At 64.6% G+C, this 26,313-nt stretch carries 25 protein-coding genes and 1 pseudogene; 8 read left to right on the forward strand and 18 right to left on the reverse strand.

Annotation, left to right across the window (positions count from 1 at the left end):
• Nucleotides 1-117: 117 nt before the first annotated feature.
• Nucleotides 118-1,392: an MFS transporter gene (locus ACWGS9_RS08575; RefSeq protein WP_454504827.1), complete on the reverse strand. Its 1,275-nt coding sequence runs from the start codon at nucleotides 1,390-1,392 to the stop codon at nucleotides 118-120.
• A 116-nt stretch (nucleotides 1,393-1,508) separates the two neighbouring features.
• On the opposite strand from ACWGS9_RS08575, the gene ACWGS9_RS08580 reads away from it, so the two are divergent.
• Nucleotides 1,509-2,429 (forward strand): LysR substrate-binding domain-containing protein, encoded by a 921-nt coding sequence (locus tag ACWGS9_RS08580; protein ID WP_454504828.1) that lies wholly within the window; start codon nucleotides 1,509-1,511, stop codon nucleotides 2,427-2,429.
• A gap of 112 nt (nucleotides 2,430-2,541) precedes the next feature.
• On the opposite strand, the gene der is transcribed toward ACWGS9_RS08580, so the two are convergent.
• Together der and ACWGS9_RS08590 are read right to left on the reverse strand one after the other, a co-directional pair.
• Nucleotides 2,542-3,969 (reverse strand): ribosome biogenesis GTPase Der, encoded by a 1,428-nt coding sequence (gene der, locus ACWGS9_RS08585; RefSeq protein ID WP_454504829.1) that lies wholly within the window; start codon nucleotides 3,967-3,969, stop codon nucleotides 2,542-2,544.
• A gap of 6 nt (nucleotides 3,970-3,975) precedes the next feature.
• Nucleotides 3,976-4,641 (reverse strand): tetratricopeptide repeat protein, encoded by a 666-nt coding sequence (locus ACWGS9_RS08590; protein ID WP_454504830.1) that lies wholly within the window; start codon nucleotides 4,639-4,641, stop codon nucleotides 3,976-3,978.
• A gap of 203 nt (nucleotides 4,642-4,844) precedes the next feature.
• Here ACWGS9_RS08590 and ACWGS9_RS08595 point away from each other — a divergent pair, with 203 nt between their 5' ends.
• A complete protein-coding gene (locus ACWGS9_RS08595; RefSeq protein WP_454504831.1) occupies nucleotides 4,845-5,855 on the forward strand; it encodes a polysaccharide deacetylase family protein in 1,011 nt (336 codons plus the stop codon).
• 17 nt (nucleotides 5,856-5,872) lie between these two features.
• Here the strand turns inward: ACWGS9_RS08595 and sbmA are convergent, their stop codons facing one another.
• The 3 genes from sbmA to ACWGS9_RS08610 form a co-directional block, all read right to left on the reverse strand.
• Entirely contained in the window at nucleotides 5,873-7,150 is a 1,278-nt protein-coding gene (gene sbmA, locus ACWGS9_RS08600) for a peptide antibiotic transporter SbmA (RefSeq protein ID WP_454504832.1), read from the reverse strand.
• A 123-nt stretch (nucleotides 7,151-7,273) separates the two neighbouring features.
• Complete coding sequence (locus ACWGS9_RS08605) at nucleotides 7,274-8,431, reverse strand: YbfB/YjiJ family MFS transporter (RefSeq protein WP_454504833.1); 1,158 nt, start codon at nucleotides 8,429-8,431, stop codon at nucleotides 7,274-7,276.
• A 220-nt stretch (nucleotides 8,432-8,651) separates the two neighbouring features.
• Nucleotides 8,652-8,843: a hypothetical protein gene (locus tag ACWGS9_RS08610; RefSeq protein WP_454504834.1), complete on the reverse strand. Its 192-nt coding sequence runs from the start codon at nucleotides 8,841-8,843 to the stop codon at nucleotides 8,652-8,654.
• Between the two features lie 96 nt (nucleotides 8,844-8,939).
• Here ACWGS9_RS08610 and ACWGS9_RS08615 point away from each other — a divergent pair, with 96 nt between their 5' ends.
• The 3 genes from ACWGS9_RS08615 (at nucleotide 8,940) to ACWGS9_RS08625 (ending at nucleotide 11,710) form a co-directional block, all read left to right on the forward strand.
• Nucleotides 8,940-9,854, forward strand: a complete 915-nt coding sequence (locus ACWGS9_RS08615; RefSeq protein ID WP_454504835.1) for a LysR substrate-binding domain-containing protein — start codon at nucleotides 8,940-8,942, stop codon at nucleotides 9,852-9,854.
• Nucleotides 9,855-9,995: 141 nt separating this feature from the next.
• Nucleotides 9,996-11,252 carry an aminopeptidase gene (locus ACWGS9_RS08620; protein WP_454504836.1) on the forward strand — a complete coding sequence of 419 codons (1,257 nt, stop codon included), beginning with the start codon at nucleotides 9,996-9,998 and terminating at the stop codon, nucleotides 11,250-11,252.
• Between the two features lie 101 nt (nucleotides 11,253-11,353).
• On the forward strand, nucleotides 11,354-11,710 hold the full coding sequence (locus tag ACWGS9_RS08625) for a DUF488 domain-containing protein (protein ID WP_454504837.1): 357 nt from the start codon (nucleotides 11,354-11,356) through the stop codon (nucleotides 11,708-11,710).
• A 242-nt stretch (nucleotides 11,711-11,952) separates the two neighbouring features.
• Here ACWGS9_RS08625 and ACWGS9_RS08630 read toward each other — a convergent pair whose 3' ends face one another.
• The 6 genes and pseudogenes from ACWGS9_RS08630 to ACWGS9_RS08655 form a co-directional block, all read right to left on the reverse strand.
• Nucleotides 11,953-12,300, reverse strand: coding sequence for an ArsC family reductase (locus tag ACWGS9_RS08630; RefSeq protein WP_454504838.1), 348 nt, complete (start codon nucleotides 12,298-12,300; stop codon nucleotides 11,953-11,955).
• A gap of 222 nt (nucleotides 12,301-12,522) precedes the next feature.
• Nucleotides 12,523-12,876 carry a SnoaL-like domain-containing protein gene (locus ACWGS9_RS08635; protein WP_454504839.1) on the reverse strand — a complete coding sequence of 118 codons (354 nt, stop codon included), beginning with the start codon at nucleotides 12,874-12,876 and terminating at the stop codon, nucleotides 12,523-12,525.
• A 169-nt stretch (nucleotides 12,877-13,045) separates the two neighbouring features.
• Nucleotides 13,046-14,032 carry a 2-dehydropantoate 2-reductase gene (locus ACWGS9_RS08640; RefSeq protein ID WP_454504840.1) on the reverse strand — a complete coding sequence of 329 codons (987 nt, stop codon included), beginning with the start codon at nucleotides 14,030-14,032 and terminating at the stop codon, nucleotides 13,046-13,048.
• Complete coding sequence (locus ACWGS9_RS08645; RefSeq protein WP_454504841.1) at nucleotides 14,032-15,561, reverse strand: acyl--CoA ligase; 1,530 nt, start codon at nucleotides 15,559-15,561, stop codon at nucleotides 14,032-14,034. The genes ACWGS9_RS08640 and ACWGS9_RS08645 overlap by 1 nt, the downstream gene beginning before the upstream one ends.
• Before the next feature lie 45 nt (nucleotides 15,562-15,606).
• Nucleotides 15,607-17,193 (reverse strand): gamma-glutamyltransferase, encoded by a 1,587-nt coding sequence (ggt, locus tag ACWGS9_RS08650; protein WP_454504842.1) that lies wholly within the window; start codon nucleotides 17,191-17,193, stop codon nucleotides 15,607-15,609.
• 21 nt (nucleotides 17,194-17,214) lie between these two features.
• Nucleotides 17,215-17,409: pseudogene (locus ACWGS9_RS08655) on the reverse strand (ABC transporter permease); the annotation flags it as partial.
• Between ACWGS9_RS08655 and ACWGS9_RS08660 the strand changes: the two are divergent.
• Nucleotides 17,402-17,524 carry a hypothetical protein gene (locus tag ACWGS9_RS08660; protein WP_454504843.1) on the forward strand — a complete coding sequence of 41 codons (123 nt, stop codon included), beginning with the start codon at nucleotides 17,402-17,404 and terminating at the stop codon, nucleotides 17,522-17,524. The pseudogene ACWGS9_RS08655 and the gene ACWGS9_RS08660 sit on opposite strands and share 8 nt — an antisense overlap.
• A 15-nt stretch (nucleotides 17,525-17,539) precedes the next feature.
• Here ACWGS9_RS08660 and ACWGS9_RS08665 read toward each other — a convergent pair whose 3' ends face one another.
• From ACWGS9_RS08665 to ACWGS9_RS08690, 6 genes are all read right to left on the reverse strand, one after another.
• A complete protein-coding gene (locus ACWGS9_RS08665) occupies nucleotides 17,540-18,610 on the reverse strand; it encodes an ABC transporter ATP-binding protein (RefSeq protein ID WP_454504844.1) in 1,071 nt (356 codons plus the stop codon).
• Between the two features lie 61 nt (nucleotides 18,611-18,671).
• On the reverse strand, nucleotides 18,672-19,280 hold the full coding sequence (locus tag ACWGS9_RS08670) for a cupin domain-containing protein (protein ID WP_320307809.1): 609 nt from the start codon (nucleotides 19,278-19,280) through the stop codon (nucleotides 18,672-18,674).
• 209 nt (nucleotides 19,281-19,489) lie between these two features.
• Nucleotides 19,490-20,560, reverse strand: coding sequence for an ABC transporter substrate-binding protein (locus ACWGS9_RS08675; RefSeq protein WP_454504845.1), 1,071 nt, complete (start codon nucleotides 20,558-20,560; stop codon nucleotides 19,490-19,492).
• Nucleotides 20,561-20,587: 27 nt separating this feature from the next.
• Nucleotides 20,588-21,409 carry an ABC transporter permease gene (locus ACWGS9_RS08680; protein WP_454504846.1) on the reverse strand — a complete coding sequence of 274 codons (822 nt, stop codon included), beginning with the start codon at nucleotides 21,407-21,409 and terminating at the stop codon, nucleotides 20,588-20,590.
• Nucleotides 21,406-22,293, reverse strand: coding sequence for an ABC transporter permease (locus ACWGS9_RS08685; protein WP_454504847.1), 888 nt, complete (start codon nucleotides 22,291-22,293; stop codon nucleotides 21,406-21,408). Before ACWGS9_RS08685 ends, ACWGS9_RS08680 begins: the two co-directional genes overlap by 4 nt.
• A gap of 110 nt (nucleotides 22,294-22,403) precedes the next feature.
• The gene (locus ACWGS9_RS08690; protein ID WP_454504848.1) at nucleotides 22,404-23,684 is read right to left on the reverse strand and encodes an NAD(P)/FAD-dependent oxidoreductase; all 1,281 of its coding nucleotides are present in this window, start codon (nucleotides 23,682-23,684) and stop codon (nucleotides 22,404-22,406) included.
• Between the two features lie 197 nt (nucleotides 23,685-23,881).
• Here ACWGS9_RS08690 and ACWGS9_RS08695 point away from each other — a divergent pair, with 197 nt between their 5' ends.
• Both ACWGS9_RS08695 and ACWGS9_RS08700 read left to right on the forward strand, forming a co-directional pair.
• Nucleotides 23,882-25,039, forward strand: coding sequence for a fumarylacetoacetate hydrolase family protein (locus ACWGS9_RS08695; RefSeq protein ID WP_454504849.1), 1,158 nt, complete (start codon nucleotides 23,882-23,884; stop codon nucleotides 25,037-25,039).
• Between the two features lie 274 nt (nucleotides 25,040-25,313).
• Nucleotides 25,314-26,246 carry a substrate-binding domain-containing protein gene (locus tag ACWGS9_RS08700; RefSeq protein WP_454504850.1) on the forward strand — a complete coding sequence of 311 codons (933 nt, stop codon included), beginning with the start codon at nucleotides 25,314-25,316 and terminating at the stop codon, nucleotides 26,244-26,246.
• Nucleotides 26,247-26,313: the final 67 nt, after the last annotated feature.

A 26,313-nucleotide genomic window follows, 5' to 3' on the forward strand; every position in this document is an offset into this window, starting at 1 on the left:
GGAGAGCCAAAATGAAGCATTAACCTTGATGCGGGGTTAACGACATCGATCGTGTTCTTTTCATGTTTGAGGAAAGCCAGTTCGCCGTTGCAATGGCAAGCCGGCGAAAAATCAGGCTCAGGCTGGGCGCAGGAAGATCGGCCAAGCGATCGCCGCGCAGATGGCGGCCGCCAGCCACACGCCCTGCCATGCAAGGACGAGCAGCAGCCACGGAATGGCGATCGGCACCAGGCAGAAGCCGATGAAGACGAAGCTGTTGGCAAGGCTGAGCGCCGTGCCGACATGGCCGGCGCCGGCCACCGTGGCAAGCTCGGTATAGGCGACACCGTGCCAGGCGGACACGGATATGCCGGCGACGACCACCATCAGCGGAAGCAGCGGCACCAGCGCCGGGATTCCGCTGGCCGCGATCACCAGCAGCCAAAGCACAAGGAAAGCCAGCGCGCTCAACGCGCTGCAGAATCTCAGGAATGGACGTCGGTTGCCGTTACGGTCGGTGAAGCGGCCGCTCCAGACGCGCATCACCATGGCGCCGGTCTGCACGGTAGCCAGGCTGGCGCTGGTCACCCAGGTGCCCATGCCGGCGAAGTCATGCAGGAAGACCGAGGCGAAGGTCAGCACGGCGACCTGGGGAAAGCAGAGCAGGCCGATCGCGGTCGAGATGCGCCATACCTCGATGTTGCGCAAAGGCGCCGGGCCGCTTGTCGTCGCAGCGTGAGGGCCGCCTTCCGCCGGTGGTTCGTGCAGCCAGCGCCAGGCAAAATAGGCCGAGACAGCGGAGACGACCGCCAGCAGGCCGAAGACCGCGGTGAAACCCAAAGCCAGCGCCAGCGAAGGCAGGACGAGCGCGCCCAGCCCCCCGCCGAGCGGCACCGCCGTCTGCCTGATGCTCATGGCAAAGCCGCGCTCGCCCTCGCCGAACCAGCCCATGATGGCGCGGCCGCTGGAGCCGTTGACGCTGCCGCCGAGCAGACCGGCGACGAGCAGGCTTGCCGAAAGCAGCATCACGCCTGGGATGACGGCTTTTGCCGGCACGACGAGCATCGCCATGATGAGCAGCCATGCGGCCGTCGCGCCGAGACCGGTCAGGAGCACGCGGCGGTCGCCCCAGCGGTCGGTGAGCACGCCCCATGGCAGTTCGCTTAACGCCACGCCGAGACCGAGTAGCCCGAGCGCGAGGCCGAGCTCGGCATTGCCGAGATGATAACCCTGGCGCATCACCACCGCGGTTGCCGGAATGCCGGAGAAAGTGGCGGAGAAGCCGGCATTGGCCGCGACGCCGATGCCCAGCACCTTCCAGCGATGGTTTGGTCCGAAGGCGCGGCGAGTAGGGGCGCCGGCAATGCCTCCCACGGGCGGCTGGCAGTCGTTTCGTGTGACGATGGCGGACATGGTTCCATTCCCGTGGCGGCCGGCTAACGGCCTTGACGGGAGGGATGTAGCGCCATAGCTTCATTCATAAAATCAGGAAGTTTTTGATCAACACTCCTGAAAATCAGGACAATCTCATGCACCGCGTCACATTCGACCTCGATGTCCTCCGAACTTTCGTCGCCGGCATGGAACTTGGCAGTTTCGCCAAGGCGGCCGAACGGCTGGGACGTTCGACTTCCGCCGTCAGCGCGCAATTGAAGAAGCTGGAAGAGCAGGCGGCGACGCCGATCTTCCGCAAGGCTGGACGTGGCCTCGCGCTCACCGAAGCCGGCGAGACCATGCTCGGCTATGCGCGGCGGCTGATCGAGCTCAACGACGAGGCGGCCTCCGCCATCCGCGACATCGAGCTGGAAGGCTGGGTGCGGCTCGGCCTGCAGGAAGATTTCGGCGAGGCCGTGCTGCCCGACGTGCTCGGCCGCTTCGCCCGCGCCCATCCCAAGGTCCGCATCGAGGCGCGGATCGGGCGCAGCCATGAGCTTGCCGAGCGTGTCCTTTCAGGCAGCCTCGACATCGCGCTCGCCTGGCATGACGGCATGACGCTGCCCTACAGCCGCCGTGTCGCCGACGTGCAGGCGCGCTGGATCGGTCCGGCGAAGCCGATAGAGCCAGGCTTCCGCGACGGCGAGGCGCTGCCGCTGGTGATGTTCGAGGCGCCGTGCCTGCTCAGAACCGTGGCGACCGAAACGCTCGACCGCGCAGGCCTTGCCTGGCGCATGGCCTTCTCCAGCCCCAGCCTCGGCGGCATCTGGGCGGCGGTGGCGGCGGGACTCGGCCTCACGATCCGCACCGATATCGGCCTGCCCGCCAATGTCAGGGCAATCGCGCCGGGGGTGCTGGGGCTTCCCACCCTGCCGATGATGGCACTGCACCTGCACCAGAAGGACGCCGAGCTCGACCCGGTGGCGGCTCGGCTGGCGGAGATTTTGCTGCAGGCGGCACTGGAGACGCTGCCGGAGAGGGCTGAGGTGAAAGAGAAGCTGCCGAAGGTTGCCTAGCTTTTCGGACAAGCAGCGCCGCGGATCGGGTTACCGGCCGTCGCGTTCCGTCACACCCCCCTCTGTCCCGCCAGCGTTGCGAGGATTTCACCCTCGCGACGGCAAATAAACCTCAGCGCTTCTTAGCCCTGCCCGCAAACGGATTGTCCGATGTGCGCAGCGCCATGCGGATCGGCACGCCCGGCATGTCGAAGGCCTCGCGCAAGCTGTTGGTCAGATAGCGGACATAGGATTGCGGCATGGCGTCCGGCCGCGAGCAGGAGACGACGAAGCCCGGCGGGCGGGTCTTGGCCTGGGTGACATATTTGATCTTCAGCCGGCGGCCGGCGACGGCGGGCGGCGGATGATGCGCGAGGATGCCTTCCAGCCAGCGGTTCAGCTTGCCGGTCGAGACACGGCTGTTCCAGACCTTGTGCGTCTTGATGACGCTGTCCATCAGCTTTTCGAGGCCGCGCCCGGTCTCAGCCGATACCGTCACCGCCTGGATGCCGCGCACCTGCGGCAACAGCCGCTCCGTCTTTTCGCGCAGCTCGGCCAACAGCTCCTGCGGGTTGTCGATCAGGTCCCATTTGTTGAAGGCGATCACCGGGGCCCTGCCCTCGCGGATGATGAGGTCGGCGATCTGCAGGTCCTGCTTTTCGAAGGGAATGGTGGCGTCGAGCACGATGATGACGATCTCGGCGAAGCGGATGGCGCGCAGGCCGTCCTGCACCGACATCACCTCCAACTTTTCGTGGATCCTGGACTTGCGCCGCATGCCGGCCGTGTCGAACAGCTTTATCCGGCGGCCGCGCCAGTCCCAGTCGACCGAAATGGAATCGCGGGTGATGCCCGCTTCCGGACCGGTCAGCAGCCGCTCCTCGCCGATCAGCGCATTGATCAGCGTCGACTTGCCGGCGTTCGGGCGGCCGACGACGGCGATGCGCAGCGGCTTGGTGTCGTCATAGGTTGCTTCAGCGTCCGGGTCGGCGATGTCCTCGCCGATCAGCACCTCGCCGGCGGCGATCTCGTCGCTTTCTTCCTCGTCCTCGCCGAAAGCGCGTTCCTCGCCAAGCGCTTCGATCACCGCGTCGCGCAGGTCGGGCATGCCCTGGCCATGCTCGGCCGAGACCGGGATCGGCTCGCCGAGACCGAGCTCCCAGGCTTCGAGCATGCCGCCTTGAGCGCCACGCGCCTCGGCCTTGTTGGCAACCAGCACCACCGGCTTGCCCGATTTGCGCACGATTTCGGCGAAGGTGCGGTCGTCCGGCATCAGGCCCGATTTGGCATCGACGGTGAAGAAGATGAGATCGGCTTCGCGGATGGCGATCTCGGTCTGCTGGCGCATGCGGCCGGGCAGCGTCGAGGCCGCCGCGTCCTCGAAGCCTGCCGTGTCGATGACATCGAAATAGAGGTCGTAAAGCTTGGCGGCATGCACGCGACGGTCGCGCGTAACGCCCGGCGTGTCGTCGACAAGCGCCAGCTTCTTTCCGACCAGCCGATTGAAAAGAGTCGATTTGCCGACGTTAGGCCGACCGATGATGGCGACTTTGAAGCCCATCCAAGATCACGACGCGTTGCCCGACCCGCGGATCAGTTCGGACATCAATTGCGCCCGCTGGCGCACATTGCGCGGGGCACCGTCATCCGAAGAGATCTGGTCGAACAGTTTGAGCGCGTCGGCCGACTTGCCGTCCTTCCAGGCGGCAAGGCCGAGCGCCTCGCGCGCCGAGTGGCGCAGCGGATTGGTGTCGGCGGTAAGCGCCTCGATGCGGCTGGAGACGTCGGCGAAGGAGCCGTGGTCGACGAGCAGCAGCGCTGCCCTGAGCCTCGCCATGTCGCGGATGCCGGCGGGAATGGCGTTGTCGGCGGCGACCTCGTCGAAATCCTTGACCGCGCCCTCGACGTCGCCCTTGTCGGCCTTGACGGTCGCGGCGCGCATGCGGGCGAGCAGCGGGTAAGCGCCGTAGCCGTCCTTTTCCAGCTGATCCAGCGCGGCGATCGCCTCGTCGTTCTTGCCGTCATTGGCGAGCTTGAGGGCCGCCGAGAAAGCATCGCCCGAGCGGTTGGCGCGGGTCTCGTCCCAGTAGCGGTAGCCAACGACGGCGGCCGTCCCCAGCACGATCAGGATGGCTATGCCAAGCACGGCCGGACCAAAACGGTCCCACAGCTTCTGCGCCTGCTCGCGCCGGATCTCTTCGTTGACTTCGCGGATAAAACTGTCGTCCGACATCAATCAAAAACCATTGCGGCCCCCGGTGGGGCGCTTCTTGAGCCCGCGTTTTAGCGAAAATTTGTCGGCATGGAAGGGGGCTGGCAGGAAAATCGGCGGAGAACGGCAGAGGTCCCACAGGGCTTGCCGGAACGCATCGACGCCACATTTGCGCGATAGCCGGCTTCCAATCGGCCGGAAAGGGTCCTGCCAGAAGGTTGCCAATGCTTCGTTCGTACCGCGTCCTTGCATTCAGTCTCGCCTCGCTCGCCTCAGCCAATGCGGCCTTTGCCGATCCGCCGAAACCGCCAACCGTTTCGCCGGCCAAACCCAAGCAGGTCGTGCTGATCTCTTTCGACGCCGCCCGCGATATCTCACAGTGGCAACGCAGCCGCGCGCTGGCAAAGCGCACGGGCGCGCATTTCACCTATTTCCTGTCCTGCGTCTTCCTGCTCTCGCCGGAAACACGACAGCAATATGCCGGCCCCGGCAAGGCCGCCGGCAAGTCCAATGTCGGCTTCGGCGCCTCGAAACAGGACGTCGCCGACCGTCTGCAGCAGGTCAGGCTGGCTGCAGCCGAAGGCCACGACATCGGCAGCCATGCCTGCGGCCATTTCGACGGCAAGGAATGGAGCAAGGCCGACTGGCTGGCCGAATTCGCCTCCGTCCGGCGCATTTTCGAAAACGCCTATGCGATCAACGGCATCCCGGAACCGGCCGACTGGCACGATTTCGCGCAATCTGCGCTGGTCGGGTTTCGCGCGCCCTATCTTTCGACCGACGCAGCACTTTACGAGGCGCTGCCCCAGGCCGGCTTCCAATATGACGCGAGCGGCGTTTCGAACGGCCCGGAGCTGCCGCCGACCAGGAGCGGCATAACCCACTTCGCCCTGCCGCTCATCCCCGAAGGACCGAAGGCGAAGCCGGTGGTCGCCATGGATTACAATCTCTATGTCCGCCATTCAGGCGCCACTGAAAAACCGGCCATGGCGGACGAATTCACCGGGCGCGCCTATCAGGCGTTCCGCGCAGCCTTCGAGGCTGAGTACAACGACAAACGCCTGCCGCTGGAGCTCGGCTTCCATTTCACGCTGATGAACAACGGCGCCTATTGGAACGCGCTGGAGCGCTTCGCCGGCGAAGTCTGCGTGAAAGCCGACGTCGAGTGCATCAGCTTCCGCGAATATGTCGCACGCCAGCGCGTCGGGCAGCCGCAGGCGACAGTGGGCGGCTGACTGGACATAGCCGCGTCTTAACTTGCCGGCTGATCTTCGGGGCGCATGCCAGCTTGCTCGCGTTCTAGATAATGCTGATCGATAACCGGCAGCTGTTCGCCCTGCAGCGTCGCCTCGAAGGCACGCAAACGTTTGTGCACCGACTGCAGTTCGACAATCGTCGACCAGGAATTCAACAGGAATTGCAGCGAATTCGTCACCTTGCCGAACGCGTTCGATATCTGGTTCAGGGCGCCGAACGTGATCTTATGCGCAACCAGCGAGGGCCCCAGGATGAGCAACGAGAAAATGCCGTCGGCCTGCAGGTAGGTGTAACGAACTACGTTGAAATAGATGTAGTGGAAATATAGCTTGAAATAATTGCGGCGGACATTGGCGAACAATTGTGTCGTCGTCGCCGGCTGAGCCCGATCGGCATGATCTTCGCCGTAGACGAGCTCCTTGCGATAGGCTGCCTCGACACGCTGGTTGCGGAACTGCAGGCCCGGCAGCTTGAGACCCGCCACCATGACGGAGATCGTCCCGAACAAACACCAGCCCAGTGCGGCAACGACCAAAGGCTGCGGGACCGCGCCGACGATCGGCAGCTCGGTAATATGGGCCTGCAATTGAATCAGGACCGGCAGAAAGGCGATGAGGGTCATGATTGACTGAACGAAGGTCGAGCCAAGGTCTTCCATAATCTGTGAAAAACGCATCGTGTCTTCCTGGATACGCTGCGAGGCACCTTCAATGTGGCGCAGCCGGCCCCAGTTCGCCACGAAGTAGTCGTTCATCGCGGTGCGCCAGCGGAAGATCCAGTGGCTGACGATGAAGGCATTGACCACCTGCACGTTCATGCCGACGAGCGCCAGCCAGGAGAAATCGGCTAATCCTATGTAAAATTCCGAGTCAGTCGATTTCGCCGTGCCCGACATCAGGCCCTGCACGTAGTCGAAAAACGGACCATACCAATTGTTGATGGCGACACTGACCTGCACGTTGAAATAGATGAAGAACAGAATGACAGCGGTCATTAGGATCGACCAGTTCTGCCATGGATGCGGGGCGTACCAGCTCCAGAATGCGTAGAAGACCGCCACACAGGCCACGAAGTAGATATAGAACCACAGGAACGGCTTCGACCACAGAACCGCGATGCCGATGATGGTCGGGGCGCCCGCCGCCACCGGCGGGAGGCCGAAGACGGCGCCCAGTTGCTCACCACCGAAAAACCAGAACAGAACTGCCGCAAGGCTCCAGAGGGCGGCCGAGGCGAAAAACAGCTTCGGCTGCGGGAAGAAGGATACGAACACTGTGGCGGGTTTCCTTGGTCTGACCGCAAATCAGCGGCGTTGCTGTTCGGCGGGCATAAGGTCACACATTACCGGGAAAGAAAATGCCTCTTCCCGATGCCCGGCATCGAACAAGGCCGCAAATCATGGCGATTTTGGCGCGGCCGACCAGGCAACGACGCCGGAGACCAGCAGTGCCGCTGCCGCCATGATCGAAGCAAGCACATAATTGCCCAGGGCCTGGGCGAGCAGGCCGGCGGCGATCGGGCCGACGATCTGGCCGAGGCCGAAGGCTGCCGTCATCACCGCGAAGATGCGGCGCGGCGCCTGCGGCGCGAGCTGCCTGCCCATCTGTATCCCCAGCGCCGTGATGGCGATGAAGGTGCCGCCGAGCAGGACGCCGGCAATCAGCGGTCCGGCTGCCCCCTTGACGACGACGCTGGCGGTGACGCCGACCACCTCGATCAGGCAGGTCGCGGCGTAAGCGGCATAGAGCCCGATCCTGGCAGCAAGCTTCTGCCAGAACCAGGTCGAGGGAAATCCGGCAAGGCCGGCGACCATCCAGACGGTGGCTTCGAAGACGCGCCCGCCACCGCCCTGGCGAACGATGGCAACCAGGAAAGTGGCCGTCACGACATAGCCGAAGCCGAACAGCCCGTAGGCGATGATCATCTTCACCAGGGAGCGGTCCTTCGGCAGCGCCGGCTCGCGCCCGTCAACGCCATTGGCCGGTGTCGTCGAGCCGGCGAGCAGCATGACGATGAGCAGGCCAAGCGCCGAAAGCACTCCGGACCAAAGCCAGCCTGCGGCCCAGCCGGCATGCTCGGAGACGAGGATCGCCAGGAGCGCGGAGGACGCGGCTATGCCGAAGCCAACGCCACCGAAGTGCAGCGCCTGCAAATCGCCGCGGCCAGCCACTGCCAGATGGCTGAAGACGATCGAGGCCATGAACACCATGACGAAGGCGCTGGCGAGGCCGGCGAGGAAGCGGATGACGAGGAAGGCAGCCGTCGTCTCGTTGAGCCCCATGAGGCCCGCGAGCACGGCGCTGGCGGCGAGGCTGGCGAACATCAGCATGCGCTCGCGGCCATGCGCCCAGCCACCGGCCGCGGCAAGCGCGCCGATGAGGTAGCCGAGATAATTGGCGGAAGCGACCCAGCCGGCGTCGGCCGGCGTCAAATGCAGCTCCTCCATCATGCCGGGCAGGATTGGTGTGTAGACGAAGCGGCCGATGCCCATGGCGACGGCGAGCGCGACCATGCCGGCAATGGCGAGACGCAAGGGAGATGGCGAGGCGTTCATCGCGGGGCACCATAAGTGTGCGCGTCAGCGAAACAATGCGCTTGCGTTGGGCCAGGGCCGCTAGCCGCGACACCCCCTCACCCAGCCTCCGCTTCGCTCGGCTGACCTCTCCCCCAGGGGAGAGGAGATCGTCAGCGCCGGCGCCAATCTCTTCTCCCCTCGGGGAGAAGGTGGCCCGAAGGGCCGGATGAGGGGGCCTCGCTATAATAAGCGGACAATGTTAGTGGCAGCCTGTTTCGTATGCGGTGCGGCCGGCGGTCAGCCGGAACGGCATATCGCCAAGCTCGCGCTGCGACATGGTGTCGAGCACGGGATGCGACAGCGGATCGATGATCCAGCGGGCGATGTCGCCATCGTCGCGCGGACTCGCCTCGGCGCCGGAAAGCCCTTTCAGCAAAGATAAAATCTTCATGGGACAACCTCCTGGGTCAAGGCTACTTCTGCTAAATTCCGCCTTTTCCTGTCGAGTTCAATTGAGATTTCGGCCCGAACACTTTAGAAAAACTGAATGGCTATGCTGAACCGCGTCCATCTCAACGGCCTGCGCGCCGTGGAAACCGTCGCCCGGCTGGGATCGCTTGCCGGAGCGGCCGTCGAGCTGAATGTCTCGGTCAGCGCCGTCAGCCAGCAGGTCAAACGCACGGAAAGGCAACTTGGGCAGGCGCTGTTCGATCGGACGCCCGGCGGGCTCGTGCCAACGGAATTCGGCGCCGCCTTCACGACGCGGCTCAGCGCCGGCTTCCGCGAGCTCGCGCAAGCGGTGGCGCTGGCCGATGAAGCCAACGAGTGCACGCTGGTCGTCTCGGTGGCGCCGGCCTTCGCCTCGAAATGGCTGCTGCCCAGACTGTCGCGGCACTTCGCGCGGCATCCGAATGTGCTGCTGCGCATCGACGCCTCGGCCAGGGTCGCCGATCTCGACCGGTCCGACATCGACATCGCCATTCGCCTCGGCGACGGCAAATGGCCGGGCGGGCGCGCAGAGCTTTTGCTTGCCCAGGAAGTGTTTCCGGTCTGCGCGCCCTCGATCGCGGCCAGGCTCAAGTCGATCGACGATCTGGCGCAGACCTGCGCCATCACCGACGAGCGGGCGATGTTCAGCTGGGACGGCTGGTTCGAGGCGGCCGGCGTCAAGCCGGTCACCTTCCAAAAGGGTGCGCGCTTCACCGATCCGATGCTTTGCCTGGAATCGGCGATCGCCGGCCACGGCGTCATGCTCGCCTGGCAGTTGCTCACCGCAGACGCGCTGGCCGACGGCCGGCTGGTCGCGCCCTTCGGTGTCCGGGCCGAGAGCGGGCTTGGTTACTGGCTAGTGACTTCGCAGACGAAAAGCGAAAGCCGCAAGGTGCGCGATTTCAAAGCCTGGATCCGGGAAGAGATCGAGGCGACCATGGCGCAGTTCCGGGCGCTCGACAGTGCCGCTTAACCTCGTTTGAGCATGATCTTTCCCGAAAACCGCTACACACTTTTCGGGATCATGCTCTGAGCAGGCCCAGTCGATCGCGGTGGAAAGGTCAAGCTCACCGGTCTATGTAAGAACCAGACCCCAACAAATGGCAGGCAGATCATGACCACACATTCGCGCGGCGTTTCGGCAACCATCGACCCGGTGAAGCTCGACAGGCTGGCGGAAGTCGCCATCAAGGTCGGTCTGCAACTGCAGCCCGGACAGGACCTGGTGCTGACCTCGTCGATCGCGGCGCTGCCGCTGACGCGCCGCATCGTCGAGCACGCCTACAAGGCAGGCGCCGGGCTGGTGACGCCGATCTTCAACGATGACGAGATCACCCTGGCGCGCTTCCGCTATGGCGCTGATGCCGGCTTCGACCGGGCCGCCGGCTGGCTGTACGAAGGCATGGCGAACGCCTTCTCCAACAATGCCGCGCGGCTTGCGGTGCGCGGCGAGGATCCGTCGCTGCTCTCTTCGCAGGATCCGGCCAAGGTGGCGCGCGCCAACAAGGCGAATTCGATGGCCTACCAGCCGGCGCTGGAGAAGATCACCGGCTTCGACATCAACTGGAACATCGTCGCCTATCCCGACCTTGCCTGGGCTCGCCAAGTGTTTCCGGGCGAGCCGGACGACGTCGCGGTGGTCAAGCTCGCCGACGCGATCTTCGCGGCCTCGCGGGTCGACGTCGAAGACCCGATCGGCAACTGGAAGGCGCACAATGCCGCCTTGGCCGAGCGCACGAAATGGCTGAACGGGCATGATTTCCACGACCTGCATTTCACCGGGCCGGGCACGGACCTGACCGTTGGACTGGCGGAAGGCCATGAATGGATGGGCGGCGCCTCGACGGCGAAGAACGGTGTCACCTGCAACCCGAACATCCCGACCGAGGAAGTCTTCACCACGCCGCATGCAAGACGCGTCGAAGGCCATGTCTCCTCGACCAAGCCGCTCTCCTACCAAGGCACACTGATCGACGAGATTTCGGTGCGCTTCGAGGGTGGGCGGATCGTCGAGGCCAAGGCGTCGAAGGGGGAGGACGTGCTGAAGAAGGTGCTCGACACCGACGAGGGCGCGCGCCGCCTCGGCGAAGTGGCGCTGGTGCCGCATTCCTCGCCGATCTCGAAGAGCGGGCTGTTGTTCTTCAACACGCTGTTCGACGAGAACGCCGCCTGCCACATCGCGCTCGGACAGTGCTATTCGAAATGCTTCGTCAACGGCGCGTCGCTCAGCCAGGACGAGATCGCTGAGCGCGGCGGCAACAAGAGTTTTATCCACATCGACTGGATGATCGGCTCCGACAAGATCGACATAGACGGCGTCGCCAAGGACGGCAGCCGCGTGCCGGTCATGCGCAAGGGCGAGTGGGCCTGACAGTACTTTTGTTTACGCAATTCCGGACGGACGGCTACGGCGAAGTCGCCGAGCCCAACCGCTGCACACTTTTCCTGGAATTGCTTGGCAAAGGAGGCGTGATGGCGTTCGAAATAGCGGTGAAGCGCGTCTACGAGGCGCCTGAGAAGGCGGACGGCCAGCGCGTGCTGGTCGACCGCATCTGGCCGCGCGGCGTCAGCAAGAAGGATGCCGAACTGACGCTGTGGCTGAAGGAGATCGCGCCTACCGACGAGTTGCGCAAATGGTTCGGGCACGAGCCGGAGCGCTGGACGGAGTTTCAGAAGCGGTATCGAGCCGAGCTCGACGCAAACAAGGAAGCGGTGGCGCAGCTGCGCGGCCTGTTGCGCGAAGGCAAGGTGACACTGCTCTACGGCGCACATGACGAAGCGCACAACAATGCGGTGGCGCTGGCGGGGTATTTGCGGGGGACGAGATGAATCCCGCTACGTTGGCGATTGGCGAAAGCGGCGGCGATATCTGATCTCCCCCCTTGCGGGGGAGATGCCCGGCAGGGCAGAGGGGGGTGCCTCGCACAGACCTCTCAACAGCTTGCCGCCGCATACCAAGACAGGTCAGCGCTGGAACACATCTGCTAGCGCCGCGTTCCTTCACACCCCCCTCTGGCCTGCCGGCCATCTCCCCCGCAAGGGGGGAGATTGGCAGCTTCGGCGTCCCGCCCCTACTTCACCGCGTCCTCGTAAACCTCCGGCTTGAACCCCACCAATACCCGATCCCCGACCTCCAGCACCGGCCGCTTGATCATGGTCGGCTTGGCCAGCATCAGCTTCTTCGCCTTGTTCTCGTCGAGCGCTTCCTTGTCGTTGTCCGGCAGTTCACGAAAGGTCGTGCTGCCCTTGTTGAGCAACTTTTCCCAACCGACCTTGCCGACCCAGCCGTTCAGCCTGTCGGCCTCGATTCCCTCGGCCCGGTAGTCATGAAAGCGATACGGCACGTCATGGCTCTCCAGCCAGACGCGCGCCTTCCTGATCGTGTCGCAGGTGGTTATGCCGTACATGGTGATAATCAAGGCAGGCCTCGGTCGGATGGGGTTGCGAGTCGGGCCGAACCCTAAGTCCGCCCCGCCCGCATTGCCAGCGCTTTGCGGTGCCCGGATTTTTCACCGTGGCCAACCAACTTGCGGATTATGTGAAGACGATCACGGAGGTCACATGGCTGCCAGGCCATCGGCCTGACCGCCATTTCTCAAAATCAATACCGCGAAAAATGCGGGCCTCGAAAGCCGCACCTCTCAATAATAGAAGCGCTCTTCGCTGATCTTTCCGTTCTTGACCGTGTAGAGGCCAACCTCGTCCATTTTGACGCGTTCGCCGGTGGATTTGGGCGTGATGTCGAAGCTGAAGCGCAAGGCGAACTGGTCGCCATTGACATAGGGGCCATCGATCGAGCCGCCGTGAACCTCATGGTTCGCTTCCCACCATTCGCCCTTCTGCTTGACGGCTTCCTTGCCGCTGCAAACAGCCATCGGGCCTTCCATCGCTTCGTAGCTGACGATGTCGTTGGCATTGTATTTCGCGGCAGCGCTGTGGCTATCGCCCTGCTTGAGGAGTTCTGTGAAATCCTTGGCAATCTCGGCAGTGGTCATGATTTCCTCCTGTTCAGACGAACTGCAGATAGGGGGCCGACTGTTGGGCCGCCACCCGAGCGCCGTTCCAAGGTGACAATTCGTGTCAGGATGCAGGCGCCAGCCAGTGAATGATAATCACCGTCTGAGATACTGCCATGACAGTCAGCGCGTCGGCCGGCCGTAAGAATTACAAGGAAGAATAACAACCCCGTTCGATCGCCAGCCGCCGCACCAGCGCCAGCACGGTGTCGATGGTCGGCGTCGGCTGGCCGGTGAGGCGGCCGAGCTCCTGCACAGCCGTGACCAGCGCGTCGATTTCCATCGGGCGGCCGCGCTCGAGATCCTGCAGCATCGACGTCTTGTGCTCGCCGACATCGCCGGCGCCCTTGATGCGGCGATCGACGGGGATGGGGAAGCGTACACCGAGGCTTTCGCCGATCACCTGCGCTTCCAGCATCATGGCGCGGGCGGCGGCGCGCGTGCCTTCATCGGCGACGATGGCCGCAAGCGTGCTGCCGGTCAGCGCCGAGATCGGGTTGAAGGAGAGATTGCCCCAGAGTTTTACCCAGATCTCCGAGCGGATATCCTCGCGCACCGGCGCCTGCAGCCCGGCCTTGACCATTTCGCGGGCAAGCGCGGTCACCCGCTCGCTCTTTTCGCCCGAAGGTTCGCCCAGCGAGAAGCGCGTGCCCTCGACATGGCGGATCAGGCCGGGCGCATCGACCTCGACGGCCGGATAGACGACGGAGCCGATGACGCGCTCCGGCCCGATACGCTGCCAGATCGTTCCACCCGGATCGACCGCAGCGAGCCGCGTGCCTTCGAGCGCGCCGCCCGCCTTGTGGAAATACCACCAGGGCACGCCGTTCTGCATGGTGACGACGGCTGTCCGCTCACCAAGCAGCGGCGCGATTTGCTCAAGCGCCGGCGCCAGCGAATGCGCCTTCAGCGCCAGCACGACATAGTCCTGCACGCCGAGTTCCTCGGCGCGTGCCGCCGCCCTCACCGGAGCCACCGTCTCCTTGCCGTCCTCGACCAGGCGAAGTCCTTCGGCCTTGATCGCCTCCAGATGCGCGCCGCGCGCCACGATTGAGAGATCGACAGAGCCGGCGATCGCCAGCTTGGCGGCAAGATAGCCGCCGATGGCGCCGGCTCCGAAGACGGTGATGCGCATCAGCCGAGCCCGAGCTTGGCCGAAAGCCCGATGCGCTGCAGCTTGCCGGTCGCGCCCTTGGGTATCTCGTCGAGGATCAGCACCTTGCGCGGCACTTTGAAATCGGCGAGCCGCGTCGCGGCAAAGCCGCGGATGTCCGCCTCGCTGGCGCACTGGCCTTCGCGCAGCACGACGGCCGCTGCCACCTCTTCGCCGAGCTTGTCATGCGGCATGGCGAAGGTGACGACCTGGGCCACCGCCGGATGATCCATCAGCACGCCGTCGACCTCGAGCGGCGAGATCTTCTCGCCGCCGCGGTTGATGATCTCCTTCAGCCGGCCGGTGACGCGCAGGTAGCTGTCTTCGTCGAGCACGCCCTGGTCGCCGGTGTGGAACCAGCCATGGGCGAAGGCGCTGGCATTGGCGTCCGGGTTCTTCTCATAGCCGGCGGTGACGTTCGGGCCGCGAATGACGATCTCACCGACCTCGCCGGCTTGGAGCAACCGCCCGTCAGGCGCCATGACGGCCACTTCCGGTCCCGCCGATGCGCCGACGCTGCCGGGCTTGCGCTGGCCCGGCGGCAAACAGTTCGACGCCATCTGATGCGCGGCCTCGGTCATGCCATAGGATTCGATCACCGGACAGCCGAAGGTCGCCTCGAGCTCCGCCATCACCTGCGCCGGAAGCGAAGCCGAGGACGAACGGACGAAGCGCAGCTTCGCTTCGGCTAGCTGCTCGGGATTGCGAGCGGCGCGCGGCAGGATCGCCTGGTGCATGGTGGGCACGGCGGTGTACCAGCTGGGTTTCGCTTCGGAGAGCCACTGGAAGAAACGCAGCGCGTTGAAGCCCGGCGTACAGAAAACGCTGCCGCCGGCGGCGAGCGAGGACAGCACCGCCGCGATCAGCCCATGGATGTGGAACAGCGGCATGATGTTGAGGCAGCGATCCGACGCCGTCAGGCCAAGCGTCGCGCCGATATGCGCTGCCGACGCCGCAAGATTGGCGTGGCTGAGCGGCACCAGTTTTGGACGCGACGTGGTGCCGGAGGTGTGCAGAAGGAGCGCGATTTCACCATCCTCGGCCAATCCCGATGAAAGGGGCGAGCCGACCGGACCACCTTCGATCGTGAAAACACCAGACGGCGCGCCATCCGGCGCCACCAGCCGCAGCACCGGGATGCCGAGCCGTTCGGCAACGTCGACCGAAGGCCCCTGCTCGTCCTTGCCGACAAGGATCGCCTTGACGCCGATGTCGCTCAGATAGAAATCGAGCTCGTCGGCCCGGTAAGCCGGATTGAGCGGCGCGGTGGACGCGGCGGCTGCCACCGCGATGAACGCAGTCGCCATTTCCGGGCCGTTCGGCAGCACGATGGCGACGCGGTCGCCACGGCCGATGCCGAGCGCGTTGAGCCGCGCCACGGTATCGCGGATCAGGCGGCGCAGCCCGCCATGCGAGAGGGCCGTCCGTTCGGGCGCGGCAATGGCCGGCGCGTCTTCGGCGCCGGGTGCAAGGCGACGGGCGAGATCGGTGGCGTTTTCGCTGTTTGTCATGGTTCCAGACTATGTTTCGAACGATCGGCTTATGTCCAGCGCTGCTCAATATCCGAGCGCCAGGCCGTCCTTGCGCGGATCGGACGCGCCGGTCAGGGTGCCCTTTTCCCAGTCGATCAGCACCGCCTGCCCGCCACCCAGTGGATGATCCGGTTCAACCACCCGGTGGCCACGCCGGCGCAGGCCTTCGATCGTCTCGGTGCGCACGCTTCGCTCGGCTTCGACGACATCGTGGTTGTAGAACACCCGTGCCGCATCGATCGCCTGCTGCGGGTCCATGCCGAAGTCGATCATGTCGGTCAAAAGATGCACATGGCCAAACGGCTGGTAGCCGCCGCCCATGACGCCGAACGGCATGAGGACCCGACCATCCTTCGTCATCATGCCCGGCATGATCGTGTGCATCGGCCGCTTGGCCGGCGCGATGGCGTTGGGATGCTTCGGATCGAGGCGGAAGCTTGAGCCGCGATTCTGCAGCACGACCCCGGTCTTCGGGCCGACAACGCCGCTGCCGAAGGAATAATAGGTCGAGTTGATGAAGCTCACCGCGTTGCGGTCGCGGTCGACGACGCTGATATAGACCGTGTCGCTGCCGGGCAGGTCGAGGCGCGGCAGATCGGTCATGGCGCGCTCGGGATCGATCGCGGCGCGCAGGCGGTCGGCATAGGCGCTGGAAAGCAGCGCTTTCACTGGAACATCGACATGATCCTGATCGCCGAAAAATGCGTCGCGGTCCTGATAGGCCAGCCGGCCAGCCTCGATCTCCAGATGCAGTCGCTCGGCACCGTTCGGGTCGAGTGCGCCAAGGTCGAAGCCTGACAGCACGTTCAGCATCAGAAGCGCGGTCAGGCCCTGATTGTTCGGCGGCATCTGGTGGATGTCGTAACCGCGATAGGACGTGCTGACCGCGGTCCGGTAATCGCCCTTGGTGGCGGCGAAATCGTCGAGCGTGTGCAGGCCGCCAAGCGCACGAAGCCGACCGACGATGTCTTCAGCCACCGCGCCTTCATAGAAACCAGCTCGACCTTTCTTGGCGATGACGCGCAGCGTCTCGGCAAGCTCCGGCTGGCGATGGACATCGCCGGCCTTGGGCGGCTTGCCGCCCGGCAGGAAGATGCGCGTGGCCACCTCGTCCGCCGACAGGTCTGTCTCGGGATCCTCCCAGTCGAAGGCGACACGGTCGTGCACGACATAGCCGTCTTGCGCATAGCGGATGGCCGGAGCGAGTGCGTCTTCTATACCCTTGCGGCCGTGATCCTCCAGCAGCCGGCACCAGGCGTCGACGGCGCCAGGAATGGTGACCGCGTGCGGGCCCTGCTTCGGGAGTTCGTTGAACCCCTTGTCCAGATACCAGTCGACCGTCGCGGCCTTGGGCGCGCGGCCGGAGCCGTTGAAGGCAAGCACGTTGCCATGACCCTTCGGGCAATAGAGGACAAAGCAGTCGCCGCCGATGCCGGTCGACTGCGGCTCGACCACCGCCTGCACCGCGGCGGCGCAGACGGCGGCGTCCATGGCGTTGCCGCCGGAGCGCAGCATGTCGATGGCGGCAAGGGTGGCGAGCGGATGCGAGGTCGCGGCCATCGCCTCGGTGGCGCGGACCGGCGAGCGGCCTGGGAACTGGAAGTCACGCATGCTGGTTTTGGTATCCCTCAATCAACGTCCGCGACCGAAAAGCTGGGCGGCGGACAACAAGACGATCGATAGCACGATCAGGCAAGTCGAGATGGCGGCAATCGTGGGGTCGATCTGGTCGCGCAGCGCATTGAACATGCGGCGCGTCAGCGTCGTGGTCTCGCCGCCCGAGATGAACAGCGACACCACCACCTCGTCGAACGAGGTGATGAAGGACGTCACGCTGGCCGGCGAGCGTGCCCGCGCGCATGTGCGCGGCTCGCGCGAGAACATCCTGCGGCTGCTGCGAGCCAAATCCGACTATCAGGGATTCTTCGCCAAGGCGTCCTGAACCAACGCTATCGTATCAGTTGGAAAGCATGGGACAGTTGGCGCCACGGCGCAGGCTGACATGCGCCACGTCGCCGACGCTGAATTGAGAACCATCGGCGCGGCGCGGGGCATCGATGACGATCGAAGTTCCCTGCCCGAGCTCAGCATGAAGGCGCAGCGTGCGGCCATGGAAGACGACGCCGCTCACCCGCGCCGGCGCTGTTCCTTCGGCGGCTTCGCCGGCAGCCAGAAGATCTTCCGGGCGCACGCCGATGGTGCGCATGTCGCCTGCGGCCGGCGCCTCGCCGCTGTCGGAGGTAGCCTCCAACGGCAGTTCGCCGGCGGCAAAGCGCAGGCGCTCGCCCTCACGGCCGACAAAGCGCGACTGCAGGAGGTTCATCGTGCCGATGAAGGAGGCGACGAAGCGCGTCGCGGGGCGATCGTAAAGCGTCGCCGGCGGCGCGATCTGCTCGATACGGCCCTTGTTCATGACGACGATGCGGTCGGAGATCGACAGCGCCTCGGTCTGGTCATGGGTGACCATGACGAAAGTGGTGCCGAGGCGCGCCTGCAGTCGCTTCAACTCGATCTGCATCTGCTCGCGCAGATGCGCGTCGAGCGCGGACAGCGGCTCGTCGAGCAACAGTACCCTCGGTTCGCACACGATGGCGCGGGCAAGCGCGACGCGCTGGCGCTGGCCGCCTGAGAGTTCCGAGACGCGGGCGCGCAGCTTGTCGGCGAGCCCGACCATATCGAGCGCCTCGCGGACCCGTTTGGCCTGCTCGGCACTGGCGAGTTTGCGCAGCGAGAGGCCGAAGCCGACATTGGCCGCGACATCCATATGCGGGAACAGCGCATAGTCCTGGAAGACGGTGTTGACGGGACGGTCGAAGGGCCTCAGGCCAGTGATGTCGCGGCCTTCGAGCAGCACATTGCCGCTGGTCGGGCTCTCGAAGCCGGCGATGACGCGCAAGCTCGTCGTCTTGCCGCAACCGGAAGGGCCGAGCAGGGTCAGGAACTCGCCGGGCGCGATATCGAGGTCAACGCTATCAAGACCAACAATGCCACCGGGGAAGACTTTCGAGACTTTCTCGAGCCGAACCAATGGCTCTCGCAATTCCGGACGGAAAACCGCTTCACACTTTTCCTGGAATTGCTCTGAGGCATCAGGCGCCATCGCGCACCTCGGATGGCTTGGTGGTGTTGACCCAGAGAACCTGGCAGCGCTCGGCGCCGGGGTTGCGGAAGGCATGCAGCAGCGTGCTTTTGAAGGCGAAGCTGTCGCCGGCTTTCAGAACATAAGTCGTGGCGTCGACCACCAGCTCCACCTCGCCGGTCATGACGAAGCCGAATTCGTGGCCGGCATGGGCATAGGCTTCCGCCGTGCCGCCGCCGGCCTCGACCGTGACCAGCATGCCGGTGAGCGTCGCGGCGGGCGGCGACAGCAGCGCCTTGGCGATGCCTTCCGATTTCACCGGGATCGAGCGCCGCTTGTCGGCGCGCACGCAATAGAGGTCGTTGACCGCTTCATTGCCATCAGTGATCAGCGCCGAAGGTTCGATGTCGAGCGCGGCGGCCAGCGGCCAGATGACCTTGACGCGCAGCGAGGACATGCCGCGCTCGATCTGGCTGAGCGCGCCGATGGAGATGCCAGCCTTGGCCGCAAGATCGGCCAGCGACAGGTTACGCTCGAGCCTGAGCGCCCGCACGCGCCGGCCGACGCGCACATCGGCATCGTCCTTCGGTTTGTCGGCTGCTTCATCAAGAACATCCATGCATTCGTCCTCGTTGTCTTTCCACCGGTGCGGCGCAGCGCCGCCAGGTTCCCCCTTCTCCCCTTGTGGGAGAAGGTGTCGCCGAAGGCGACGGATGAGGGGTGCTCCAGCGGAGCGAGACGCTGGCGTTCCCTGGATCACCCCTCATCCGTCTCGGCGCTGCGCGCCGATCCACCTTCTCCCACAAGGGGAGAAGGGGAGGCCTGAGCTCACCCGCCGGCCTTCACCTTTTCGAACATCTTCGCCACATCGTCGTTCTGCTTCATCGGCCCGGTGAAAATGGTGCTCTTCAGCATCACCTCCGGATCCGCCGGCAGCTGCAGCTTGCCCAGCTCCTCCTTCGACACGCCGGCGAAGGCGGTCGAGAGCGAGCTGCCATAGCCATAGGACTGGATCAGGAACTTGCCGGAGTCGGCGTCGAGCCGGCTGTTGATGAAGTCATAGGCGAGATCGACGTTCTTGGCGTCCTTCAGCATGACGAAGCCGCAGGCCCAGGTCAGCATGCCTTCCTTCGGCTTCATGAACTCGACCGGCACGCCCTGCTTCTTGAGCGAGGTAGCCGATGCATTCCAGGTCATGGCGGCGACCAGCTGGCCGCTCGCCAGCGCCTGCTCGACCGAGGTCATGTCGGTGGTGTAGCTCGACAGAAGCGGCCGCTGCTCGCGCAGCTTTTGCGCCACCTTGTCCATCTGGTCCGGCGTCATGTCGAAGGGGTTCACGCCTGCCAGAAGGGCCGCGACGATCGGCGTGTCGTGGACGGCGTCGATGGTGGCCATGCGGCCGGCATATTGCTTGTCCCACAGAAGGTTCCAGCTAGCCTCGGGGTTCTTCACCAGATCGGTGCGGTAGAGGATCGAGGTGTTGCCCCAGTCCCACGGCACCATCCACACCTTGCCGTCGCCGGCCTGCAGGTCGGGCAGGTTCTTGAACACCGGGAAGATCGAATCCCAGTTCTTGATGCGCTTGGTGTCGATCGGCTGCAGCAGGCCTTCCTTGTTCCAGCGCGCCACCTTGTCGTAGCAGGGATGCGCGATGTCCGGCCGGAAGCCGGCCTTGACCTTGGTGAAGGCATCGTCATCGTCGCCGAAGATCGTCGCCTCGACGCCATCGGGATGCGCGGCAAGAAAGCTCTTGTTGAAGTCCGGCAATTCGTAGCCCGACCAGGTGAAATATTGCAGCTTGTCGGCGGCCAGAGCGACCGTCGACGACAGCGCGAGCGCGAGTGCGGCAAGGCCGGCCCGGGCCTTGTGTCCGGTGATCGATCTCAGGTGTACAGTCATTTTCGTTCTCCTCTTCTTTGTTGTGGTTCAGGCTGGATTGCGGCGCGCGGCGCCGAGACCGCGATGGCGAAGAATTTCGGCGGTGCCGGCGATGATGAAGGAGGTGGTGAGGATCACCGTTCCCAGCGCCATCACGGTCGGCAGCGAGCGCGGGAAGCGCAACTGGCTCCAGATGTAGAGCGGCAGTGTCGGCTCGGTGCCGGCGAGGAAGAAGACGACGATGAACTCGTCGAAGGAAATCAGGAAAGAGAGCATGAAGGCCGAGAGCACTGCCGGCGCACTGAGAGGCAGCATGATACGCCGGAACGTCGTCCAGTCGGACGCGCCGAGGTCGAGGGCCGCTTCGCGGATGGTCTTCGGGATAGCGGCGAAGCGGCTGCGCATCACCACCACCGTCGTCGGCAGCGCGACGAGGATATGGCCGAGCACGATGGAAACGCGCGACGGGCCGAGGCCGATGAGGTTGACCAGGATCAGGAGCGAAATGCCTACAATGACGCCGGGGATCAGGATCGGCAGGCGGGCGATGGCGCTGATGGTGGCGGCGAGCGGCGAGCGGCCGTAGAGGTCCATATAGGAGACGGTGATGCCGCAGAGCGTCGCGCCGAAGGCGGCGATGGCGCCAATGACCAGGCTGTTGGCCAGAGCGCCGGAGAGCGCCGGACTGCCGTAGAGCGTCCGGTACCATTCAAGCGTGAAGCCCTGCAGCGGAAACGCCGCCTGGATGGAGTTGTTGAAGGAAAACAGCGGGATCAAAAGGACCGGCAGATAGAGGAAGACGAGATAGCCAAGCACATAGAGGCCGAGCCAGCGGCCGCCCGCGTTGGCGTCGGTCCGCGCGCCGCTCATGTGCGGCTGCCGAATCTGCGGTCGGCGCCGCGAGCCGCCAGGACGACACACAGTATGACCAGCATGACGCAGACCGAGAGGGCGGCGCCGAACGGCCAGTCGTTGGCCTTGCCGAACTGCGACTGGATCAGCGTGCCGATCATGGTGCTGGCCGGACCGCCGACCATGGCCGGCGTGACATAGTCGCCGACCGTCGGGACGAAGACGACGAGCGCCGCGGCCAGCACGCCCGGCATGGAATTGGGCAGCACGACGCGGCGGAAGCTGGTGAAGGGCCGCGCGCCGAGATCGGAAGCGGCTTCGAGCAGCGATTTCGGAATCGTGTCCAGCGCCACATAGATCGGCAGGATGGCGAAAGGCGCGTAGGCGTGGGCCAGCGTGACGACCACGGCGGCCGGCGTGTTGAGGAAGGCAAGCGTCGGCTGCGACCAGAGGCCGGTCTCGATGAAAGCCGAATTCAGCACGCCATTATAGGCAAGCACGATCTTCCAGGCGAAGACGCGCAAGAGATAGCTGGTCCAGAACGGCAACGTGACCAGGAAAAGCAGCAGGTTGCGGCGGCGGCCGGCATGGAAGGCGAGATAGTAGGCGACCGGATATGCAGTGACGACGGTGGCGAGCGTCACCAGGCCGGCAATGACCAGCGAGCGCAGCGTCACCGTCCAGTAAAGCGGGTCGGTGGCGACGGTGAGGAAATTCTCCGCCGTCAGGCCGACGCCGAGCAGCGAGCCGTCATTACCCCTGAAGGCGAGGAATACCACCAGGCCGAGCGCGAACAGGATGAGGAAGAATGTGACCAGCCCGCCCGGTAGCAGCATAGCGAAGCGGAATACCGGCGAGATGCGGTTTTCCGGCAAGGGACGTGTTGCAGCGATGGTCGACATTTTTATTTGCCTGTTTAGGGCTGCCCATCGGATTTCTGAAATCGACTATTGTTTTTTCATATTCATGAAACTGTCAAGCAGAATCGCTTGTGCGCTGCACGCGTTCGGAGTCAGCGCTCGAACGCGTCGAGCATCCGGTACCAGGTGATTGCCGCGGCAATGCCAACCTGGCGGAAAGCGTGGAACGGGATCGGCTTGAACGGCGACAGCGGGAACGGCAATTGCCCGGCATCTCCGCTCGCAAGGTAGTTCGCCATGCGCTTGCCCAGCGCGCTCATCAGGCCGACGCCCCTGCCCTGGCAGCCGACGACGGCGAGCAGGCCCTTTTCCGGCTCATGCAGATGCGGCAGGTGATCCGGTGTCAGCGCCACGCGGCCGAACCAGCGCTTTTCGATGGCGATGCCGGCAAGTGCCGGATAGAGGCGCAGCAGCGCGCGTTCGCAATGGGCCCAGTCCGCGGCCGTTGAAGGCAGCGCCATGCGGCCGCGGCCGCCCAGCACCATGCGGCCGTCAGGGCTCTTGCGGTAGTAGACCAAGATGCGACGGGAATCGGAAACGGCTTGCCCGCCCGGCAGGATGCTTGCGGCAAGCTCGGCCGGCAGCGGCGCGGTGGCAATCTGGAAGGAATGCAGCGGCACGATTGTCTGCGCGAGGCCGGGCAACAGCCCGTCCGTATAGGCGTTGGTGGCGAGCACGACGGACTTGGCCCGCAATTCGGCGCCGCTTTGCGTCCAAACCCGCCAGACACGGGCCTCCTTGCGGAGCTTCACCACCCGCTGCTGTTCGGCGATGCTGGCGCCGGCGGCCGAGGCGACGCGGGCCAGTTCGAGCGTGTAGGACAGCGGATCGATGACGCCGGCGCGGCGGTCGAGCCAGCCGCCGATATATCCCTTGGCGCCGGTCATCGCAGCGACCTCTGCCTGGTCGATCAGTTCGACGTCGGCGCCGCGCGAGCGCCATTGCCGATCGCGGTTGGCGGCCGCCTTCAGGGCCGTCTCCGTGTGCGCGGCCTGGATCCAGCCATTGCGCGTGAACGGCACGGCCAGCTTCTCGTCGCGGATTACGTCGAACACCGCATCGGCAGTCGAGGCGGCGAACGCGACCAGGGCGTCGCCGCGCTCCTTGCCGAAATGCTCGATCAGCCATTCAGGATCGTATTTGAGGCCGGGAATGACCTGGCCGCCGTTGAGGCCCGAAGCACCCTGCCCGATCGCTCCGGCGTCCAGCACCTGGACCGACAGAGCGGCACGCGCCGCATGCAAGGCGGTCGACAGCCCCATGATGCCGCCGCCGACGACGACCGCGTCAAGCGTGACACCGGACAGTTCGGACCGAAAGGCCGGTGCCGTTTGGGGTTTCTGCCAGACCGGATCGGAAAAGGCTGCTGGCACGGATCACCTGATGCTTGGCCACTCGTGAAAATCCTATTGTCGATTTCACAGATTTGAAAGAGCGTTTCGATGGGCCGGATCACCGGCGACTATGCGACAGCACACCGATTGGCCCCATGGACCACACCATCAACGGGATAGACGTTTGGGCAAAATCCGGGGAGAGTGCCGCGCGCAAATTCAAGAGGAACATCATCATGACCGATCCGACCCGCCTGCCCGCCGACGGAATTTTCGTCGGCCGCGCCAGGACCAGCGAAGCTTCCCATCCGCTGCTGGTCACGGTGCGCGACGGCCAGGTGATCGACATCACCTCGAGCGCGGCGCCCACGGTGCGCGACCTTTGCGAGTTGAACGATCCGGCCGACTATCTGCGTTCGGCCAAGGGCAAGGCGATCGGCGCGCTCGCCGACATCGCGGCGAACAGTTTCGAGGCCGAACGCGACGCCAAGAAGCCGATCCTGCTTTCGCCCGTCGACCTGCAGGCGGTGAAGGCGTCCGGCGTCACCTTCGTCGTCAGCCTGCTCGAGCGCGTCATCGAGGAGCAGGCGCGCGGCTCGGCGGAAAAGGCCGACGCCATCCGCGCCGACATCGCCGGACTGATCGGTCATGACCTGTCGAAGCTCAAGCCCGGCTCGCCGGAAGCGATGGAGATCAAGGCCAAGCTGATTTCGCGCGGCGCCTGGTCGCAATATCTGGAAGTGGGCATCGGCCCGGACGCCGAGATCTTCACCAAATGCCAGCCGATGGCCTCGGTCGGCTTCGGCGCCGATGTCGGGCTGCACCCCGTCTCCACCTGGAACAATCCCGAGCCGGAGATCGCCATGATCGCCGACAGCTCGGGCCGCATCGTCGGCGCGACGCTCGGAAACGACGTCAATCTGCGCGATGTCGAGGGACGCTCGGCGCTGCTGCTCGGCAAGGCCAAGGACAATAATGCTTCGGCAGCGCTCGGGCCCTTCATCCGGCTGTTCGACGAGACCTTTTCCATCGCCGACGTGAAGCGCGCCACGGTGCGGCTCAGCGTCGAGGGCGAGGATGGCTTCTCGCTGGAGGGCGCAAGCTCGATGGCGGAAATCAGCCGCTCGCCGGAGGAGCTGGTCAAGGCGGCAATGGGGCCGCATCACCAGTATCCGGACGGGCTGGCGCTCTATCTCGGCACCATGTTCGTGCCGTCGAAGGACCGCGGCGAGAAGGGCAAGGGCTTTACCCACAAGGTCGGCGACATCGTCACCATCTCGTCGGAAAAGCTCGGCGCGCTCACCAACCGCGTCAGGCTATCGCCGGATTGTCCGCACTGGACATACGGCGCCAGCCACCTGATGCGGGACCTGGCAAGGGCCGACCTCATCTAGCGCCGCGCGACGAGCGACGTTGTCGAAAGCCCGTCCACCAACGTGATGGGCGACGGCGCTGCCTGGCCGGAAAATAGCACCGCATCTGATGCAATCTGATGGGATTGCTGATGGCGCGCGCGCCTGTGCCAACATCCATTGGCGACGGAGGCTTGCCACCGCCCAAAAAAGAGAATGCTCTAGACGTTCCGGTCGGCGCTGGCAGGAGATGCGGTCCTTGGCGACCGCATCGCGCTCGATCTAGGAGGAGAGTTTCAACATGGGAGGAAATCGAATGCTTTCGCGGCTAAGACTGCTCGTGCTTGCCTTGATCGCGGCGATCGCCATTCCGGCGATGGCTCAAGCCAAGACGTTCTACTGGATTTCGCATGGCGGCCCGGCCGATCCGGTCTGGACCTACTTCCTGGCTGGCGCCAAGCAATGGGCCAAGGACACAGGCAACACAGTCAACACCTCGTTCCACAATGGCGACGTCGCCTCCCAGCAGGAGGCCGTGCGCGCCGCTATCTCGGCCAAGGCCGACGGCATCGTGACCACCAGCCCCGACCCGGGCAGCCTTGTCGCAATCGTCAAGGAAGCGCGCGCTGCCAACATCCCGATCATCAACTTCAACACGCCCGATCCGAAGGCCAATTTCAACGCCTATGTCGGCGGCGACAACGTCACCTTCGGCAAGCACTGGGCGCAGTATCTCGTCGACAAGGGCCTGGTGAAGAAGGGCGACTTCGTCTGGATGCCCGTCGAAGTGCCCGGCGCCACTTATGGCGTGCAGGAAGAGGAAGGCATCAAGAGCGTGTTCGAGCCGCTCGGGATCACCCATGAGGTGACCGAGGCGACGCTCGACCAGGCCGAAGTGATCAACCGCATGGTCGACTACCTCACCGCGCACAAGGGCAAGGTGAAGGCGATCATCGGCCTCGGCGACCTGGTCACCGGCTCGATCAAGCGCGTGTTCGACCAGGTCGGCGTCAAGCCGGGTGAAATCCCGGTGGTCGGCTGGGGCAATTCGCTCGACACCACCCAGGAAGTGCTGAACGGCTACGTCAACGCCGCGCAGTGGCAGGACCCGCAAGCGACCAGCTATGTGGCGCTTTCGCTGGCCAACATGGCCGCCAGCGGCATCCCTCCGGGCTTCAACGTCATTACCGGCGCGCTCTACGAAAAGGACACCGCCGGCGTCTACGACAAGATCCTGTCCGGCAAATAATCCCTGAGCGAACGGTCGCGACATCACTGTCGCGACCGCTTTTTCCTGTCCCTCCGCGCCATCCAAA

The sequence above is a fragment of the Mesorhizobium sp. Arg314 genome, from assembly GCF_053714275.1.